The sequence below is a fragment of the Anaerolineales bacterium genome (genome assembly GCA_003105035.1).
Lineage (GTDB): Bacteria > Chloroflexota > Anaerolineae > Anaerolineales > UBA4823 > FEB-25.
On sequence record PQAL01000021.1, the window covers coordinates 1 to 17,575 of the forward strand.

A 17,575-nucleotide genomic window follows, 5' to 3' on the forward strand; every position below is an offset into this window, starting at 1 on the left:
ACAGAAAAAAGGTTGCGTAATCGACCATCCTCAGTTTGTTTTAATAGTTAACTATATGTTATTATATTGTTAATATAATTGACAATCTATTAATGATATGTTAGAATATATACAAAGGTAAGATGTCGGTAAATAGTGGGATGAATTTCAGCGCATTGAGCAGAACCTACCAGATACGGAATGTCAAGTCCATTAATAAGCGGATGATATTGGATATGATCCGCTTTACACCTGGGGGAATATCGCGGGCTGAGATCGCCCGCCAGATGTTCCTGACACGCGCTGCAGTCTCTTCGATCATCGAAGACCTGGTACGTATTGGCTTGGTTGATGAAACAGAAACTGGCCCCACCACGGGTGGGAGACGACCAATTTTATTGGCGATCAACCCTGAATATGGTTATATCGTCGGAGTTGACATGGGTGCGACCCATCTTGGCCTGGTCGTCACCGACTTTTCCGCCCATGTACTCGAAGAAATCGAACATCCTTTCTCGGTGGCTGATGGCCCACTCGCCTGCTTATCCAAGGTCGATGCTTATCTATCAGAATTATTGGCTCGCTTGAAATTAAACATTAACCAGGTGACCGCAGTAGGCATGGGTGTTCCTGGGCCGGTGGTTGCTGATGTAGGTGAGGTTTCCTCACCCCCCATCATGCCTGGCTGGGATAAGTATCCAATCCGGAAACACCTTGAAGAACTCTGGCATGTGCCGGTATCGCTTGGGAATGATGCGGAACTGGGAGCCCTTGGTGAATGGGCTTACGGAGCCGGCAGGGCTGAAGCCAACCTGGCATATATTAAGGTCGGCACCGGCGTAGGTGCCGGTTTACTACTTGACGGTCAGGTTTATCGGGGAACAACCGGAAGTGCGGGTGAGATAGGCCACATCACGATCCAGGAAAATGGGCCGTTATGTACCTGCGGGAACTACGGCTGCTTGGAAGCGATGGCCGGTGGTTTAGCGATCGCCAGGAAAGCCCGTGAAGCTATCGAAGCTGGAAAACGAACCGAACTCTCAGCCATCCCGCAGAAAAAAATCCTGGCGGTAAATGTGGCTGCTGCCGCACAGCGGGGAGATTTGGTGGCCCAACAAATTATCACCGAAGCCGGTTCTCACCTGGGGATAGCAATTGCCAGCCTGGTTAATTTATTCAATCCGGGCATGGTTGTGATTGGTGGGGGAGTTTCTCAACTCGGAGATTTGCTCCTTGAGCCAATCAGGAAAACCGTCATGGAAAGAAGCCTGCATTCCGCAGCCGAGGCGGTACGAATCACATCTGCGGTGCTTGGAAGGCGTGCCTCCAGTATGGGCGCGGTAGTGAAGGCAATCAACCTTTCACTTGACCGCCTAGTGGATGTATAATGTACATGAAAGGAGGATGAGAACAGCGCATCTAACCGTATATACCCAACATAATTAATTATCAGTTTTGAATCACGACTAACTTTCAACAAAAGAATAACAAAGAGGAGAAATAATAATGAAGAAATTTTGGAGTTTGCTGACAGTACTTATTCTTGCCGCGATGATCATGTCAGCATGCGCAACCGCCACCACTGAAGCACCGCAACCGACAGCTGTGCCCCAGACAGAGATCACTTTCTGGCATGCCTATGGCACTGGCTCACAGGAAGAGGTCGCCTTGACTGCAGTTCTCAGCCAGGCAGTTGCTGATCTGCCGCAGTACAAGATCAACGTCCTGCAGGTTCCCTTTAATGATATTTACAACAAGTATCGCACCGACGTTGCCGCCGGTGGTGGACCTGACATGTTCATTGCTCCGAATGACAGCTTGGGTGATGATGCTCGTGCCGGTTTGATTGCTGATATTACCGATCTGGCCTTGAGCAAACTAACCGATTACGCCCCGCTCTCAATCGATGGCATGAAGGTGGAAGGAAAACTATATGGAATTCCTGAATCCTTGAAGGCAGTTGTCTTCTGGTATGACAAGACCAAAATGGCTACCCCACCCGCCACCACTGACGAACTGAAGGCCATGATGGAAGCCGGCACACCAATTGGTATCAGCTTTGGCTGCTACCACGACTGGGGCTTCTACGGTGCCTTCGGTGGCCAGATCTTTGACGAGAATTGGAAAGTCATTGCCGATCAGGGTACTGGCGTCACTGATGCTATGACCTACTTGAATGATCTGTATCAGATAGCAAAGACAAACCAATGGCCGAAGACTGACAGTGATGGTTTAGCTCCCTTCACCGAGGGCAAAATTTACGCCATCACCAACGGTAACTGGGCCATGGGCGATTATCAAAAAGCCCTGGGTGACAATCTGGGTGTAGCCCCGCTCCCCGCTGGTCCGGTTGGCCCTGCTAACCCGCTCCTGGGTGTTGATGGTTACTATATCAACCCGAACAGTCAGAATAAGGAAGGCGCTATTGAGGTTGCCATGTATCTGACCGGAGCCAAGGCACAGGAAGAAATGATGAAGGCCGGCCACGTTCCCGCCATCACCACCGCAAATGTTACCAATCCACTACTCCAGGGTTTGCTGGAAGCCTTCAAAAACGGTTACGTTCGCCCGCAGGTACCGCAATTAGGCTTGTACTGGTCGAACTTCTGCGGTCAGGACCAGGTCTTCGAGAAGGGTGTTGATCCCGCGACCTGGGTTAAGGATGCGACTGCTGCCGCCAATAAGTAGTTCTTTAAGATTGGGAATGTTCAGAAAGATATTTTTCTGAAAGCAAGGATAGAAGCAAACAGGGATTACCCTGTTTGCTTCTATTTTTTTTGTGATATTTATAATTAAGCCAATAGGCATTTTAATCGTGATGTGATATAAATAGCTATCTTTCTAATGGTGTGACAACTTAACTTCTTTCGTATATTTTTGGTATTTTCCGTTCCATTTTGAGCATTGATCATATCAATTCCATCCGTAACGGAGGTATCCATGGGAGCTGCAACTGCTTTTAGCAGAGGAAAGAATGCATTGCGACGAGGGGGGTTACCATACATATACCTTGCACCTGCGTTCATCGTGATGGGGATCATCACTTTTTATCCCCTGGTCTATCAATTTATCATCTCCTTCTCAGATTTCCAAACTAAAGATTTACTGTACGGCATATCGTCCCCCAAATTGAGTTGGATTGGAATCAAAAATTATATTGATATCTTTACCGGTGGATTACCGGTACAGAATTTTGATTTCTTCCGGGTTCTCACTTATAACTTCTGGTGGGCGATCACCAACGTTGCCGTGCATGTCCCGGCAGGCATCCTTATCGCGGTCCTGCTAAATATTCATGGGATATGGTTTAAGCGGGTTTATCGAGCCATCTATGTATTACCGATCGTCATCCCACCCCTCGTGGTCGCGACTGTCTGGCGCAATATTTTTGATGAACAGTATGGCGCAATCAACCAGGGGTTATCCGCCGTTGCGCACCTTTTCGGATCGGTCAACCCAGTCCATCTCCGCTGGCTAACCGAGTATACGCCCCCTATTCCCTGGCTGCTACCCAATTCCCCTCTGCCGCTGGCTTATTATGCCATGATGATCGCTAACTTCTGGCTGGGATGGCCTTTTATGGCCTTAGTAGCGACCGGGGCTCTCCAGAGTATCCCCAAAGATTTGTATGAAGCAGCTGATATCGATGGAGCGTCTGGTTCACAGCAGTTTTGGAATATTACCCTGCCGTTGATCCGCCCTGCCATGATCCCGGCTGCCATTTATGGGTTCACCCTTTCCTTCAACCTATTCAACTTCGTATACTTCATGACCGGAGGCGGTCCAGCACGGTCAACCGAAATCCTGGTGACATTCGCCTATGATCTGGTCCGAAACCTGCGGTTATATGGTGCTGCGGCAGCCTTTTCGATGATCATCTTGGTCGTAGCGCTTACGATATTCCTGATCACTAACCGCATAACCCGTGCAACTGCGGCTTCGGAGGCATAACATGGCGATACAGGCTGAATCCTCAAAACCCAAGAATTTTCTGGTCCGTTTTTTCACCATGGATACATCCGGTGCTAAAGGCGTAGGTAGAAAGCTACCTTTGTGGCGACAACTTTTGATCCAGCTTTTGTGTCTCGTCATTGCAATAGAAGTGATGTTCCCCTTGATGTACGTGATCACCATGTCATTGAGTTCAAAATCGGAACGTCCCACATCGCTGCAATTGTTTCCAAAAGAAATTAATTTTGGAGCATTCAAGCAAGTTGTTGACCGACCGACAGCCAACCCAGTAACCTTTGGCAGGTTGGCGTTGAACAGTTTCATACTATCCGTGAGTGTGGGACTCATTTCCCTGCTCATTGCAGTCAGCGCTGCCTATGCTTTTTCGCGTTTTAATTTCTCCATGCGGCAGGTTTTAATGATCTTGGTATTTGTGCCCCTGCTAATGCCAGGGGTTGGCCTGGCTACACCTCTGTTTTTGCTTTTGAACAGCATCAAGTTTGTTAATTGTGGGGGAGGTTTGTACGCATTAACCCCCTTTATGTCATGTGTTGCTGGTGTGACTCCCAAGATCATTTTTAATCTACGTGACTCGCTGCTAGGGGTAGGGATTGCTATGATTTCAGGAGCCCTTCCTTTTGCAATCTGGAATCTCAAAGGTTATCTTGATACCATTCCGAAAGAATTGGAAGAAGCCGGCAAGATCGATGGGGCAAGTTCCAATCAGATATTTTTTAAGATTGTACTTCCCCTGGCAGTACCTCAACTGGCGGTCACATTCTTCCTGGGTTTCATTGGTTACTGGCAGGAATTTGTCCTCCCATGGTTATTCCTCACCAAACCACAAAATTATACGCTTTCCATGACTCTATATAACATGACCGGGCAGTATGCCACCTCCATCCCATGGAATACCTTCTCGGCATTTTCGATCATCGTGGCAGCACCGGTGGCGATCATCTACATCATACTTCAAAAACAAATCGTCAGCGGCCTGACATTGGGCGGCGTGAAAGGATAGACGAAAGAAGGCGACCGCAAGGTCGCCTTTTTGATTCCGGAGAATTATATGAAGCGATTGCTCGTTGTCGTATTATTGGCAGCTGTTTTGGTGGGTTGTGCAGGCTTCGGCTCAAACAAGGCCACTCCAACCGCAGCAGAACAGGCGCCCTGGTGGGAAACTGCCGTTTTTTATGAAATTTTTGTGCGTAGTTTCTACGACACGGATGGGGATGGTATTGGTGATTTTAACGGCATCACCGCCAAGCTTGATTACCTGCAAGATCTTGGGGTAAACGCCATCTGGTTAATGCCCATCCACCCATCACCCTCTTACCATGGTTATGATGTGATAAATTATTTCAATGTCAATCCGCAATATGGCAGTATGGAGGATTTTAAACGGTTGCTGGATGCAGTCCACCAGCGGAATATGTACCTGATCATTGACCTGGTGATCAATCACACCTCCAACAAAAATCCTTGGTTCGTGGATTCCAACAGCAGCTTAGAAGCTGCCTACCGCAACTGGTACATCTGGTCCATCAGCGACCCAGGCTATTCCGGCCCACTGGGTTACCCTTGGCACCCAGGGAAAAATGGATATTATTACGGGGTGTTCAGCGATACGATGCCAGACCTCAATTACAACAATCCGGAGGTGAGCACGGGAATGCTGAAGGTCGTTGATTTCTGGTTATCTGATATCGGTGTGGATGGATTCAGGGTGGATGCAGTTAAATATCTCATTGAAGAGGGGCAAAAACAGGAAAACACCGCCTCTTCGCACGTCTGGTTGGAAAAGTTTTACACAGCCTACAAGGCGACCGACCCCAGCGCCTTCACTGTTGGTGAAGTATGGGGAGCTGGAGCATTCAGCGCTAAGACCTACGAAAACGAGCTAGATGAGATCTTTAGTTTTGAGCTGGCGGGTGGTTTCGTCAATAGCGCTCAGGGAGAATCGAACACCGCCATGAACAGTGCCGTGCAATTCACACTCAAAGACTTGCCCAATGGTCCGCTAGCTACCTTTTTAACCAACCATGACCAAAACAGGGTGATGAGCGTGATGGCTGGTAATGTGGATAAAGCTAAAGTCGCGGCCGGCTTGATGCTGACATCACCGGGCACAGTATTTATCTATTATGGGGAAGAGATCGGCATGGAAGGGGTAAAGCCGGACGAGGATATCCGCCGACCTATGCAATGGAATAGCGAAGCGAATGCGGGGTTCACCACTGGTACACCCTGGCGTGATGTTGGTACCAACTATCCTCAGGCAAATGTAGTCTCAGAGACAGGTGATGCGAACTCATTACTGAGCTACTACAAGACATTTCTAAGCCTGCGTAACCAGAACCCCACATTTAAAACCGGCTCCCTAGTTATGGTCTCAACGGATAACACCGGCGTTTATGCTGCCCTGCGCAACGACGATCCCGGGGTTTTCCTGGTGGTGGTCAATCTGACCAAAAACCCTATCAGTGAGTATAGCCTGGCTAGTCAAGGGTCAGAAATTGCTGATGGGACTTATGCATTGCAGGCCTTATACGGAACGGAAGCCGATGCTAATCTAAGCGTGGTAGAGCATTCATTTATAGGGTTTGTCCCGCTTGCTGAGTTATCCCCTTACAGCGTGTACGTCTATCAGCTTGCACCCTAGTTTTATGGGTTAATCACTTATGTCCAAGAAGAATATCCTGATCACGATCCTGACGGTGATTGCTGTTTTGTTGATCGCAGCTGGAGCCTGGGAACTCCGCTGGAAGGCAGTGAATGAGCTGCCTGTCGATTACGACGAAGATGATTACCTGCTGGCAGCGCAAGAGTATGCCGACTTAATTCGGACGGGCAATTGGAAAGGTTTTACCGACACCAACTACCGCCCCGAACATCCTCCCCTGGCGAAGATCATTTTCGGGCTAAGCATCTTGCCGTTACCTGAAAAGCCACTCATCCCAGACGAGCCTACCACCGCTGGACCTAACCAATATCTCCCCAGGGACCTGCTACACAATGCACGGACCGTCTCGGCGATATTTGGAACTGCCGAAGTGTTGCTGTTGGGCATCCTAAACCCACTCGCCGGCGTGTTTCTGGCTGTGCACACCTTCACCATAAAATACACCTCCCAGGTCATGCTGGAAGCCGTCCCAGCTTTCACCAGCCTGGTGGCGGTGATCTGTTATATCAAATATACCAGGCTTCGCTCGAATCCATCAAAAAGCCGTAAACGCATAGCCTGGCTGATTGCCTCCGCAGTGTTCCTTGGCTTGACTGCCGCCTCGAAATACCTGTACTGCGTGGTGGGGGTTGCCATTCTCATCGATTGGATATTATCGCGAAAGGATGATTCCGACCGCAAACGTTTCATACCCCTGTTGGTCATATGGGGAGGTCTCGCTTTGCTGGTCTTCTTTCTGGCTGATCCTTACCTTTGGCCTTCACCCATTGAAAGGCTGAAGGAATCGATCTTATTCCATGCCGCATATACGACGACTGCCCAGGAAGTGCAGCAGACCGGCTGGCCATTCTGGCAGGTCTTGGTATGGCTGGCTCAATCCTGCCCCTGGCATCCGGGTGTGTTTGTGGTCGCCATCGACCTGTTCATCAGCTTATTAGCCATCTTCGGGTTCTCACGCATGTGGAAGAAGCAGCGAGTTTTTGGGTTGTGGCTGATCATAGCCATCGTCTTCCTGTTATTCTGGCCTACGAAATGGCCGCAATATATCCTGATCCTAACCGCGCCTCTTTCCTACGCAGCTGCTGAAGGTACCAAGAACCTAGTGGTAGATCCAGTTAAGTCACTGTGGGCCAGGCTTAGAGAAAAACGAGAAAAGTCACATGATTCCAGGCGAGAGAGCATCCGGGCAATTCCCTGGTTGGTCCCAGGCATAATCACCCTGACTGTCCTGCTTTTATATCCCCTTGTTTACGAATTGGCCATGTCTTTGACTGATTTCAACGCGCGATCGATTAAAGACGGGATTAACGGAGGTATCTGGCGGGAAACCTGGTTGGGTTTAACCAACCAGGTAGAACCGGTCAGCCCAGATTCGAACCAGTTCGCATCTTCACTTCAGGTTAATTATTCTGGACTAAAAACATTAACGGCAGTCTTTGCGGGTAGCCCAGAGGTGATTGTTTTCGAACTTTTATGGACCGTCTTATCAGTGGGTCTGCAGGCTGTGTTAGGTATCAGCCTGGCATTATTGCTCCACCAGCGAGATATTCGTTTCCGGGCAGTCTGGCGGACGATTTTCCTGTTACCCTGGGCCATCCCTGAATTCGTGGGTGCCTTGATCTGGCTGCGCACCTTTGATCCGACAGTTGGTTGGGTGTCACAAGCCTTTGGCACATCCGGGGGGAGTGGAGGAGCCATCATCATATCCAAGCTGCTCAATGCAGGAGGGCCGAATCTATCCTTACTGCTACTCCTTGTTGCAGCCACATGGATTGGTTTTCCCATCGTGATGCTGGCTGCGTCTGCCAGCCTGAAGTTTATCCCTGACGAAGTCTATGATGCCGCTGCTCTGGATGGCGCTGCCCGATGGTCGTTGTTCAAGCATATTACCTGGCCCTTGTTATTACCCCTGGTCATTCCGGTGCTGATCATCCGGGTAATATTTGCCTTTAACCAGTTCTACCTCATCTACGTCTTTTTCCCATCCCCGCAATTTAATGGTTTTGGGACTTTTGCGTATTATTCATACCTGTATTTTAAAGAGTATGGCTTGTATTCGATCTCTGCGGCTATCAATGTCATCACGGTGGTGGTCCTGATCATTTTGCTAGTCTTTTTCAACCGGTGGAGCAAAGCTTCTGAAGGAGTCACCTATGCATAAGCGGGTTAGCACTGGTCAAAAAGTGTTCACGTATCTTGCCCTGTTTCTGGTGGCATTGTTTGTCTTGATCCCCATCTGGGAGCTGGTCTACCTGGCGTTTGAAGGTGGGATAGCCGACCGGCCAACATCATTCAGATTCTTCCCACTTAAACCAACCTTCGATGTGTTCGTAGAGATGTGGAACCGAGCAGGCCAAAATATTACCTTCCTACTGGCATTGCGTAATAGCCTTATCGTGTCTGGAGGGGCTGCAATCCTCTCAGTTATCCTGGGCGGGAGCATGGCGTATGCTTTTGCCCGCTATCGTTTTCCGGGCAGGCAGACGGGTCTGTTTGTCTTGCTTCTTGGCACACTGCTACCGCCAGTAGCATTAATGACGCCCCTGTTCCTCATGATGCGTACTTTAAACGTCCAATCCACACTGGTATCGCTGACCATCGTGTACACCTCCTTTGCTGTGGCTTTTGCCGTGTGGAATATGCGGGCAGCATTCCAGGCAGTGTCGAAAGAATTGGAAGAAGCCGCGTATCTGGATGGCGCTGGGGATTTACAAACATTCTGGCATATAGACCTGCCCCTGGCTCTACCATCCATCGGCGTTGCAGCCATCGTGGCTTTCTTGATTGGTTACTCAGAATTCGCCATGGGTTGGATGTTCGTCACCCGCAGTGAGCAAGTCACGCTGGCTATGACGATCTCGGGGATCCTCATCCAGGGTTCGCGTCACTGGTCGTTAATGGCAGCTTTATCGGTGCTAATGAGCATCCCAATCGTGATCATTTTCATTTTCTTGCAGAAAACCCTGCTGGAGAGGTTGTCATTTGGTAACTTCCAGGAGTAAACCGGATCGCTTTTAAGGTAAATAATCTCATGGTTCTCATCAAAGAACCGATGGACCTTAATCTTCTTTTGCTAAACTAACTGCATTAAAAATGTGGATTTATTTTTTTAAGGAGACCAAAACCATATATACGAGCGAGGTGAGGATTCCCAACGTCGATAGGACAATCCCCAGGATGGCTGTCCGCCTACTTTCAGACTTCATACCAAAATATCCGATCACAACACCGATGACTCCCGTGATGGCCCCGCAGATTGGGAGCAGAGCGGCGAGGATGCTGATCAATCCAAGAGCGGCTGAGATGATCGCCAGGTATTTATTGGTGCGTTCTTCTGGGTCCATACTATCGTAATCAGGTTCCAAGGTCACATCCTCGCAACATAACTGGTCGGAGAGTCTTACTTATCTTCGATAAATTGAGCAAAGCTTGCTTATATCCTCAACCATGGTATTTGTTTGGGGATCAGAAGCCTGATAATTATAGTCGCCAAGCCGTGTTATAGCGGTGGAAGTTTCTGGTTTCCCGGATATAATCTTCACATCAACGGATCATGATTTTTACCTCTGTAACGAAAGGAATTGTATGCCAGATCAGATCAATAGTTACCTAAAAACAAACTCCACGCCGATTATTGATAATGACCTGGTCACCTTTGTCTGGAAGGGAAAAACGGCACCCCACCTGGTTGGTGATTTCACCGGTTGGGATGAAGATAAACCGGCGGTGATGGAAAAACACTCCAATGGTATATGGACATATACACTTTCTTTCCCTGGCGATGCTTACATTGAGTATGGCTATATTAAGGATGGGGAGCCCATTTTAGATCCGCACAACCCACGTAAGACATCTAATGGTATTGGAGGGGATAATAATTATTTTTCCATGCCTGGTTATCGACCTTCCACACTTAACCGGAGAAAACGAAATATCGTTCATGGCCTGGTCTCCAGGCATGAGCTTTCCACAGGTTATTTGATCGCAGGACGGAAACGAACGGTTCACCTCTACCATCCCCCGACCGTCGGACCAGTGCCCCTGATCGTGGTATGGGATGGGCAGGACTATCTGTTGAGATTGCGGTTAAATAACATGGTTGATACATTGATAGCTGAGGGCAGGCTCCAACCAGTGGCGCTGGCGTTTATTGATAACGCAGGCGAGGATTTCCGCACTGCGGAATATGCCTGCAGTGATGCGACCCTGGCTTTCCTGATGCTTGAAGTGCTCCCCCTGGCGAAAATGGAATTGGATTTAATAAATATCGAACAGAATCCAGGAGCATATGGCGTCTTGGGTGCTTCAATGGGGGGGCTAATGGCAATGTATACCGGCGTGCGGATCCCCTATGTCTTTGGCAATGTACTCAGCCAATCAGGGGCGTTTGCCTGGGGTGACTTCGAGATGGTTGTGTTCGACTTGCTGCAGCTGGGTGAGTATCGTCCCATCAAGATTTGGATGGATGTCGGCTTGTACGACCTGTCCGGATTGCTGGACACCAACCGGCGCATGCAGCAAATGCTGACTGAAAAAGGTTATGCATTGACCTATCATGAGTATCCAGCCGGTCACAATTACCCTTCTTGGGCTGACGATGTAGGTCATGGATTAGAAGCCCTTTTCGGGGCTGGGAAATAACATTACCAGATATGGGTACACGATTTCCCTACTTATTGCCTGTCACGAAACATTAATCTCGAGCTTGAAATCAAAATGGGAAATCACCCTATAATCAGAAATAGATCCAGAACAAGAAGCTGTAAATCAATCATCTTGATAATGAAATCGTGAGACAAAATAGTGGTTTATTGTTCGTAGAGAAAGACCGATGGAAACCGAGCGATAGTATAATTGACCTTCCGGTCTAGAGAATAACCTGAGCCTGATTTTTGATACCATGTGATCATCGACATATCATGCGAAAACCTCAGACATTGATCATTGGAATATGCCTGATAATCCTCGCGGGCGGATTATTATCCGCATGTCGACGTGCACCAGCCTCTGAAATTCCAATAACAACCACCCCTATATCACCGAGTCCAACTGCAGAAGTATCTGCGACTCGCACGGCTTCGCCTCTGCCTTCCATCGTCCCAACCCTGACATTTAATCCTGCCCTTACACAACAAGCCTACCCGTTCCCAGGGGATCAGACAACACCCACAGTTACTGCGATGCCTTATGTCCCTCCGATAAGCGGATTATCGTCGCCGACCCAGCTGGCAGCAGTAGTTCAGACTGCGACGAAGAGTCCCATACCATCTACAACCATCTTTGTAACGATTACCGCCAACCCTTCACCCACGAGTACGGTTGAATCTCAATACCCTGCTCCCGAAGCGTTATCCACATCCACTTCCAGCTATCCTGGTCCATTAGTTACGATTACCTTGGCTGCTTCCCCTGACCTGGCAACACCTACACTACGCCCGGCGGCCACTCAAGCTGGGTTTGCCACACAAGCTGGAACTCAAACCACTACGCCTGCTAGCTTTCCACTCCCGGCAATTACCAGTGGCACCCCTGGTGTTATTCCGACAGAAATCCCACCCAAGCCTCCGCTTGCACCCCCTCCGCCCGGCAGTGCCGTGACCATCTGGCATTCCTGGAACAGTATAGAAAGCGCTGAATTACAGACGCTTATCCAGGCATTTCAAAAAATCTATCCGGAAGTGACTTTCAGCTTGCGGTATATTCCCAAGGATTATCTTTATGCAACGTATGAGGAAGCTGCCTATCAAGGTGAAGGTCCCAGCTTATTGTTAGGTCCTGCCCAGTGGGGACCAGGCCTCTTCGAGGAAGAGCTGGTTGCCGATCTTAATCCTTTTGTCCCCCCGAATTATCTTTCTTCAATTAATCCACCAGCCCTTGCCTCGGGTGAATATGATGATTCGTTGATCAGCCTGCCGCTTTCCCAGCATGGAATGGTGATGTTTCGGAATGTAAACATCATTGAAACCGCTCCGATTACATTTACAGAGCTTGAAACTTCGTCATTAGATGCAACGCGTGCTGGCATAGTGGGCTCATACCTCGAAAGAGGCTCGTTATTCTCTGCTCCGGGAATCCTTGGCCTGGGTGGAAACCTGATGGATGAGGAAGGTTATCCTGCCTTTGATGATGAGTACGGACTGGAATGGTTAGAGCTGCTTGCCGATTATGATTCTGCTGGTGCCGTAACCTTCAACACGAATTGGGATCTGGATATGTTCAAGCGTGGCCGGGTAGGAGTCATCATTGATGGCACCTGGAATCTTTCCTTACTGAGCGAGGTGATCGGGAAAGAGAACCTGGCGATTGACCCCTGGCCGATATATGGCAAAGGTCATATGTCTGGCTGGGTTGAGTCGGACAGTGTCTTTCTCAACGCCAGTACCACGGGGGATGATCAGTTTGCTGCATTGTCATTTATCGGCTACCTGCTCGATCCGAATGTACAAAAGCGCCTGGCTGAAGTAGGACATATCCCATCCGTGAATACCACTCACCCTCGTGATCCATTAATTCAACAAGCGATGGAAGCTTTTTTGTATGGCAGTGCTTATCCAATTACTGTCGATGAAGGTATCATGAAAATCTATCAAAAGGAGCTGGATAAGGCCATTTACAGTGTATTTGTAAAGGGAGTAGCTCCGAGTGAAGCAATAAAGACCGCCAGTGAGAATATCACCCTGCAATTAGACAACATGCAAGCATTACCGTAGGATACGCCATGAGTGTGCCAGAGTGGGTTCAAGATGCCGTTTTCTATCAGATATTCCCCGATCGCTTTGCCAATGGTGATCCTGAGAACGATCCTCCGAATGTAATGAAATGGGGTGCCAACCCGACCACGTGGGGCTTTCAAGGTGGTGATTTAGCAGGGATCTACCAAAAATTTGATTACCTGCTCGATCTAGGGATTAATGCCATCTACCTGAATCCCATCTTCCAGGCTACCTCCAATCATCGCTACAACACCACCGATTATTACCGCATTGACCCCAAACTAGGCACAATGGATGATTTTCTCCGCCTGGTGAAGCACGCGCACCACAACCATGTGCGAATTATCTTAGACGGGGTGTTCAATCACTGTGGGCGTGGTTTTTTTGCATTCAATGACATCCTTGAAAATCAAGAGTATTCACCTTATCGTGATTGGTTCCACGTCAAGCATTTTCCCGTGGATGCTTACTCATGGGGAGGCTCTGCCGATTACACAGGCTGGTGGGGGATGAAAAGCCTGCCCAAGTTTCATAGTGGCCATCCGAAAACCAGAAAGTACTTGATGGATGTAGCGCGTTATTGGATTGATCAAGGGATCGATGGGTGGCGCCTGGATGTGCCCAACGAGATCAATGATGACAAATTCTGGGCACAGTTCAGGCAGGTAGTCAAGGGTGCTAACCCTGATGCGTACCTGGTGGGTGAGATATGGACGGCAGACACAAGGTGGATCGGAGAAGAGCACTTTGATGGTTTGATGGATTACCCGGTGATGGATGCGGTTGTAGGGCTACTTGCCAGTGGCAGCCTGGATGTGCCTCATTTCGCAGAAAAGGTTGAAGGTTTGCTGGCGCTGTATCCACATGAAAATGCATACGCCATGTATATCCTGCTGGGTTCACATGACACTGAGCGAATATTGACACGCATGGAAAATAACCTGGAGAAGACCAAACTCGCCTATCTTTTCCAGTTTGCTTATCCGGGAGTGCCTGCTCTTTATTATGGTGACGAGATTGGGTTGGTGGGGGGCAAGGATCCGGGATGCCGTGGCGCGTTTTTATGGGAAGAAGCTCATTGGAACACCAACCTGCGAGAGTTCATCAAGGTTTTGATTAAGGTGAAGAAAGAGTGGGTGGCTTTACGGCGAGGAGATTTTATTCCAGTGTTAAGCAGCGCAACTCCCAGTTGCTATGCCTTCGCAAGGATGGCACCTGAAGGCAATGTCCTTGTGGTGATGAATCCAGGCTCATCGGAAATCGATGTAAATATTAATGTTGAAAAAATGGGCTGGGAAGATAGTAAACGCCTGCATGGGTTGCTTACTCCGACAGGTGAGATCAAGGTTGAAAACCACTCGATTAACATTCATTTACCTGCCTTCGGAGGTATTTGGCTTGGCTAAATCACGGTATACTACCGGCACCGGATATGCAAGGTATCAATGACAATTGATCATCTGACCAATATACAGCTACCGCTGTTCGTCTATGGCGAAGCCCCTGAGAATATCGGGGATCTGCTTCCGGTGGTCTGGAATGCCACCGAATGCCTGACTTCTGCAGATCCGATGACACGGCATCACGGGATTGACGCCTTGCTCGAGCTTGGTGCCCAACGGGTATCTTCATTAGTGTCGTTTATGATCGCCACCTGTATCACCGACAACGATATATATGTTCGCCGTCGGGCGGTATATATCCTGGCGGACCTGATCAGCAAAGAGCCTGGAACGAGGCAGGCTTCCGAAATAGTTCGTATGACGGTGATTAACTATTTGCATAACATGAGTGAAGGAACTATCTTCGGGCTCTTGGAGCTGGTGTTGATGGACCCACAGGTAGAAAAATCGGTTTATCATTTGTTCAATGCCTGCCCCATGGCTGGCAGATACCTGGCGAACATCCTGACCGAATGGAAGAATCCACTGTTAATCCGCCAGCAGGCGGTTTATTTTATTGGTCTCGTTGGTTATATTGAAGTGCTACCCGTTTTGGAGCGCTTATTGGATCGTCTGGAATCCCGGCAGAATGGTCAATACTCGATGTCATTCGCGACATCGCCTGCCAGGAGCGAAGAGGATATCCTGCCAAATCTTCGCATAGCCATCAAGCAAATGACCTCACGCTGATACTCACGCAAGTCAGCTAGATCGATCCACCAACAGCGCAAAATAATTCGAAATGAACTTACTCAATAAAATGTGTTCTATTATGCTGTCTTTGCTTAGATAGGCAATGGCTTTTTACAATTCGGGCACATTATCTCTGTCGACTTGACCACGAATCCGCAATTCGGGCAGGTTTGAGGCTGGACGTCTCCCAGAGGCGCACCACAAGCGATACAGCTTGGTTCACCAACCGGGTTAGCGGTGCGGCAGTATTGGCAGACCGCCCGGCGCAAGCGATTGGAGAGCTCCTTCGACGCCCCGGCGGCACGTGCGACTTCGTCAATAGCCTCCCAGACCTGCTCATTAATCTGCAGGTTGGAAATATCCTGGGCAAGATCATCCAGGCGTCCCAGGAGGTTGAACGGATTTTTTATCGCCCATAATGCAGTCGTCCCGAGGCTGGCAGCAATACCCAGCCAGGCTTGCTGCCCTAATTGGACAGCCACGCCATCTTCGACTTTCTGCAGGACAACGGATATGGTGGTATCGCCACCTGCCATGGCGCCTGGTCGAGTACCGATCTGCACGATCAGACGTTCAGCATCGCCCAGCTGCTGAGCGCGTAAATTCCCCCGATTAAAATGAGCCAGCAGAGAAGCACTGATATCCGAGGGTGTCAAGTTACCATGATAAATCCGTTGTTCCATATCGTCACTCCAGTTGGTTTCCGCTTTATCATATAATTTTATACCATTTGTCTTGCTCATGTGATGACCAGCGGGTAATAGTTTAGATTATAATCGCCCTACGAAACGTACCCTCAGATTTAATCAGGCATTTTCGGAGTGTTCATGCAGTCAAAGAGATTGTTTTTATTGGTAATGGTGCTTTCCATCGGGATATTTTCCTGGTTCGGTTTAACTATCTTGGCGATACCGAAAGCACATGCCCAGCAACCAACAGTCGCCATTCCCACAGTAACCAGCAGTCCATTTGGACCAATGGTGACGGTCAATTCAGATCAAGAACAAATCAACGTCCGGGCTGGCCCTGGAGCGGGCGGTGAATATCCGATTGTGGGAGTTTTACAGCAAGGAGAGACTGTCCCGGCATTAGGCCGCTCACCGGGTGGAGGCTGGATACAGATCGTTTACCCGACGGTCAATGGGGGGGTAGCCTGGGTATATGCATACCTGGTGACCGTGAAGGGCGGTGAGCTTCCCATCGTTGAGCCACCACCCACCCCCACGCCGAAGGTGACCCCAACCATAGACCCGACCCTGGCTTCTCAACTCATTATCGACATTGGTCCCACGCGCATGCCGACCTTCACCCCGCCTGCACCTGTCCAGATGCCGACTTACACACAGGCTCCCCCCATCAGCTTAGCCGGTGGGCTACCGATGGGTTTCATCATCATCGGGTTTGGAGTGTTAGGGATATTTGGATTAATGATCTCGGTGTTTCGCGGGAGATAAAAAAAGCCATGGTCCTGAAACCATGGCTTATGATCAAAATCTAATGGTTAGCAGCCGCAACCAGAGCAGCTGCCTGAATTATCAGCCTCGGATGAGTCAAAGCTCTGTCCACAGTTGCAGGATGAAATCACATTTGGATTGGTGATTTTAAAGCCACTGCTGGCCAGGTCTTCGACATAATCCACGGTTGCACCCTTCAGATATTTTATGGATACTTCATCAATGACTAACCTGACCCCGTTCGTTTCGGTGATGGTGTCTTCTGCACGCACATTACCATCCAGGGCAAGTCCATATTGGTAGCCTGAGCAACCACCCCCAGAAATGAATAAGCGTAAGGCATACCCAGGCATATTTTTCTGGGCTAGAACGGTGCGCACCGCTTCAGCTGCAGGTTGTGTAAAAGTGATCGGCTGATTTTGATTATTCTCTGTAAGGGTCATTCATAACTCCGGTTTCAAGTGATTGGACTATTCCGACAATGAGACGTGATTTTATCAGGAAATCTCTGGGAATGTCAATGATTTTCAAATTAAAACCCAATGAATCATTTCCTCATTACTATGATTTTGAAAGATTATTGGATGATCTTCAAGAATACCCGTTCTACGCAGAAAAAAATCGCCACCCTGAACAACCGATTCTTGGCTGGTTGGCCGT

15 protein-coding genes are annotated in these 17,575 nt (G+C 48.9%); 12 read left to right on the forward strand and 3 right to left on the reverse strand.

Annotated features, from left to right (window positions below):
- Positions 1-122 precede the first annotated feature (122 nt).
- The 7 genes from C3F13_09620 (at position 123) to C3F13_09650 (ending at position 9,615) form a co-directional block, all read left to right on the forward strand.
- Positions 123-1,367, forward strand: a complete 1,245-nt coding sequence (locus tag C3F13_09620; GenBank protein ID PWB53221.1) for a hypothetical protein — start codon at positions 123-125, stop codon at positions 1,365-1,367.
- A gap of 118 nt (positions 1,368-1,485) precedes the next feature.
- Entirely contained in the window at positions 1,486-2,667 is a 1,182-nt protein-coding gene (locus C3F13_09625; protein PWB53222.1) for an ABC transporter substrate-binding protein, read from the forward strand.
- Between the two features lie 252 nt (positions 2,668-2,919).
- Entirely contained in the window at positions 2,920-3,930 is a 1,011-nt protein-coding gene (locus tag C3F13_09630) for a sugar ABC transporter permease (GenBank protein ID PWB53223.1), read from the forward strand.
- A 1-nt stretch (position 3,931) separates the two neighbouring features.
- Positions 3,932-4,951, forward strand: coding sequence for an ABC transporter permease (locus C3F13_09635; GenBank protein ID PWB53224.1), 1,020 nt, complete (start codon positions 3,932-3,934; stop codon positions 4,949-4,951).
- 48 nt (positions 4,952-4,999) lie between these two features.
- Positions 5,000-6,592: an alpha-amylase gene (locus tag C3F13_09640; protein ID PWB53225.1), complete on the forward strand. Its 1,593-nt coding sequence runs from the start codon at positions 5,000-5,002 to the stop codon at positions 6,590-6,592.
- A 19-nt stretch (positions 6,593-6,611) separates the two neighbouring features.
- Positions 6,612-8,774, forward strand: a complete 2,163-nt coding sequence (locus C3F13_09645) for a hypothetical protein (protein PWB53226.1) — start codon at positions 6,612-6,614, stop codon at positions 8,772-8,774.
- Positions 8,767-9,615 carry a hypothetical protein gene (locus C3F13_09650; GenBank protein PWB53227.1) on the forward strand — a complete coding sequence of 283 codons (849 nt, stop codon included), beginning with the start codon at positions 8,767-8,769 and terminating at the stop codon, positions 9,613-9,615. Before C3F13_09645 ends, C3F13_09650 begins: the two co-directional genes overlap by 8 nt.
- Before the next feature lie 99 nt (positions 9,616-9,714).
- Here C3F13_09650 and C3F13_09655 read toward each other — a convergent pair whose 3' ends face one another.
- Entirely contained in the window at positions 9,715-9,978 is a 264-nt protein-coding gene (locus C3F13_09655) for a hypothetical protein (GenBank protein PWB53228.1), read from the reverse strand.
- A gap of 220 nt (positions 9,979-10,198) precedes the next feature.
- Between C3F13_09655 and C3F13_09660 the strand changes: the two genes are divergently transcribed.
- The 4 genes from C3F13_09660 (at position 10,199) to C3F13_09675 (ending at position 15,458) form a co-directional block, all read left to right on the forward strand.
- Positions 10,199-11,254, forward strand: a complete 1,056-nt coding sequence (locus C3F13_09660) for an esterase (GenBank protein PWB53229.1) — start codon at positions 10,199-10,201, stop codon at positions 11,252-11,254.
- A gap of 278 nt (positions 11,255-11,532) precedes the next feature.
- Positions 11,533-13,323 carry a hypothetical protein gene (locus C3F13_09665; GenBank protein PWB53230.1) on the forward strand — a complete coding sequence of 597 codons (1,791 nt, stop codon included), beginning with the start codon at positions 11,533-11,535 and terminating at the stop codon, positions 13,321-13,323.
- Between the two features lie 8 nt (positions 13,324-13,331).
- Positions 13,332-14,732, forward strand: a complete 1,401-nt coding sequence (locus C3F13_09670) for an alpha-amylase (protein PWB53231.1) — start codon at positions 13,332-13,334, stop codon at positions 14,730-14,732.
- Between the two features lie 39 nt (positions 14,733-14,771).
- Complete coding sequence (locus C3F13_09675) at positions 14,772-15,458, forward strand: hypothetical protein (protein PWB53232.1); 687 nt, start codon at positions 14,772-14,774, stop codon at positions 15,456-15,458.
- A gap of 95 nt (positions 15,459-15,553) precedes the next feature.
- Here the strand turns inward: C3F13_09675 and C3F13_09680 are convergent, their stop codons facing one another.
- Entirely contained in the window at positions 15,554-16,144 is a 591-nt protein-coding gene (locus tag C3F13_09680; GenBank protein PWB53233.1) for a hypothetical protein, read from the reverse strand.
- A 144-nt stretch (positions 16,145-16,288) separates the two neighbouring features.
- On the opposite strand from C3F13_09680, the gene C3F13_09685 reads away from it, so the two are divergent.
- Positions 16,289-16,915: a hypothetical protein gene (locus tag C3F13_09685; GenBank protein PWB53234.1), complete on the forward strand. Its 627-nt coding sequence runs from the start codon at positions 16,289-16,291 to the stop codon at positions 16,913-16,915.
- A 47-nt stretch (positions 16,916-16,962) separates the two neighbouring features.
- Here the strand turns inward: C3F13_09685 and C3F13_09690 are convergent, their stop codons facing one another.
- Positions 16,963-17,358, reverse strand: coding sequence for an iron-sulfur cluster insertion protein ErpA (locus C3F13_09690; protein PWB53235.1), 396 nt, complete (start codon positions 17,356-17,358; stop codon positions 16,963-16,965).
- Positions 17,359-17,575: the final 217 nt, after the last annotated feature.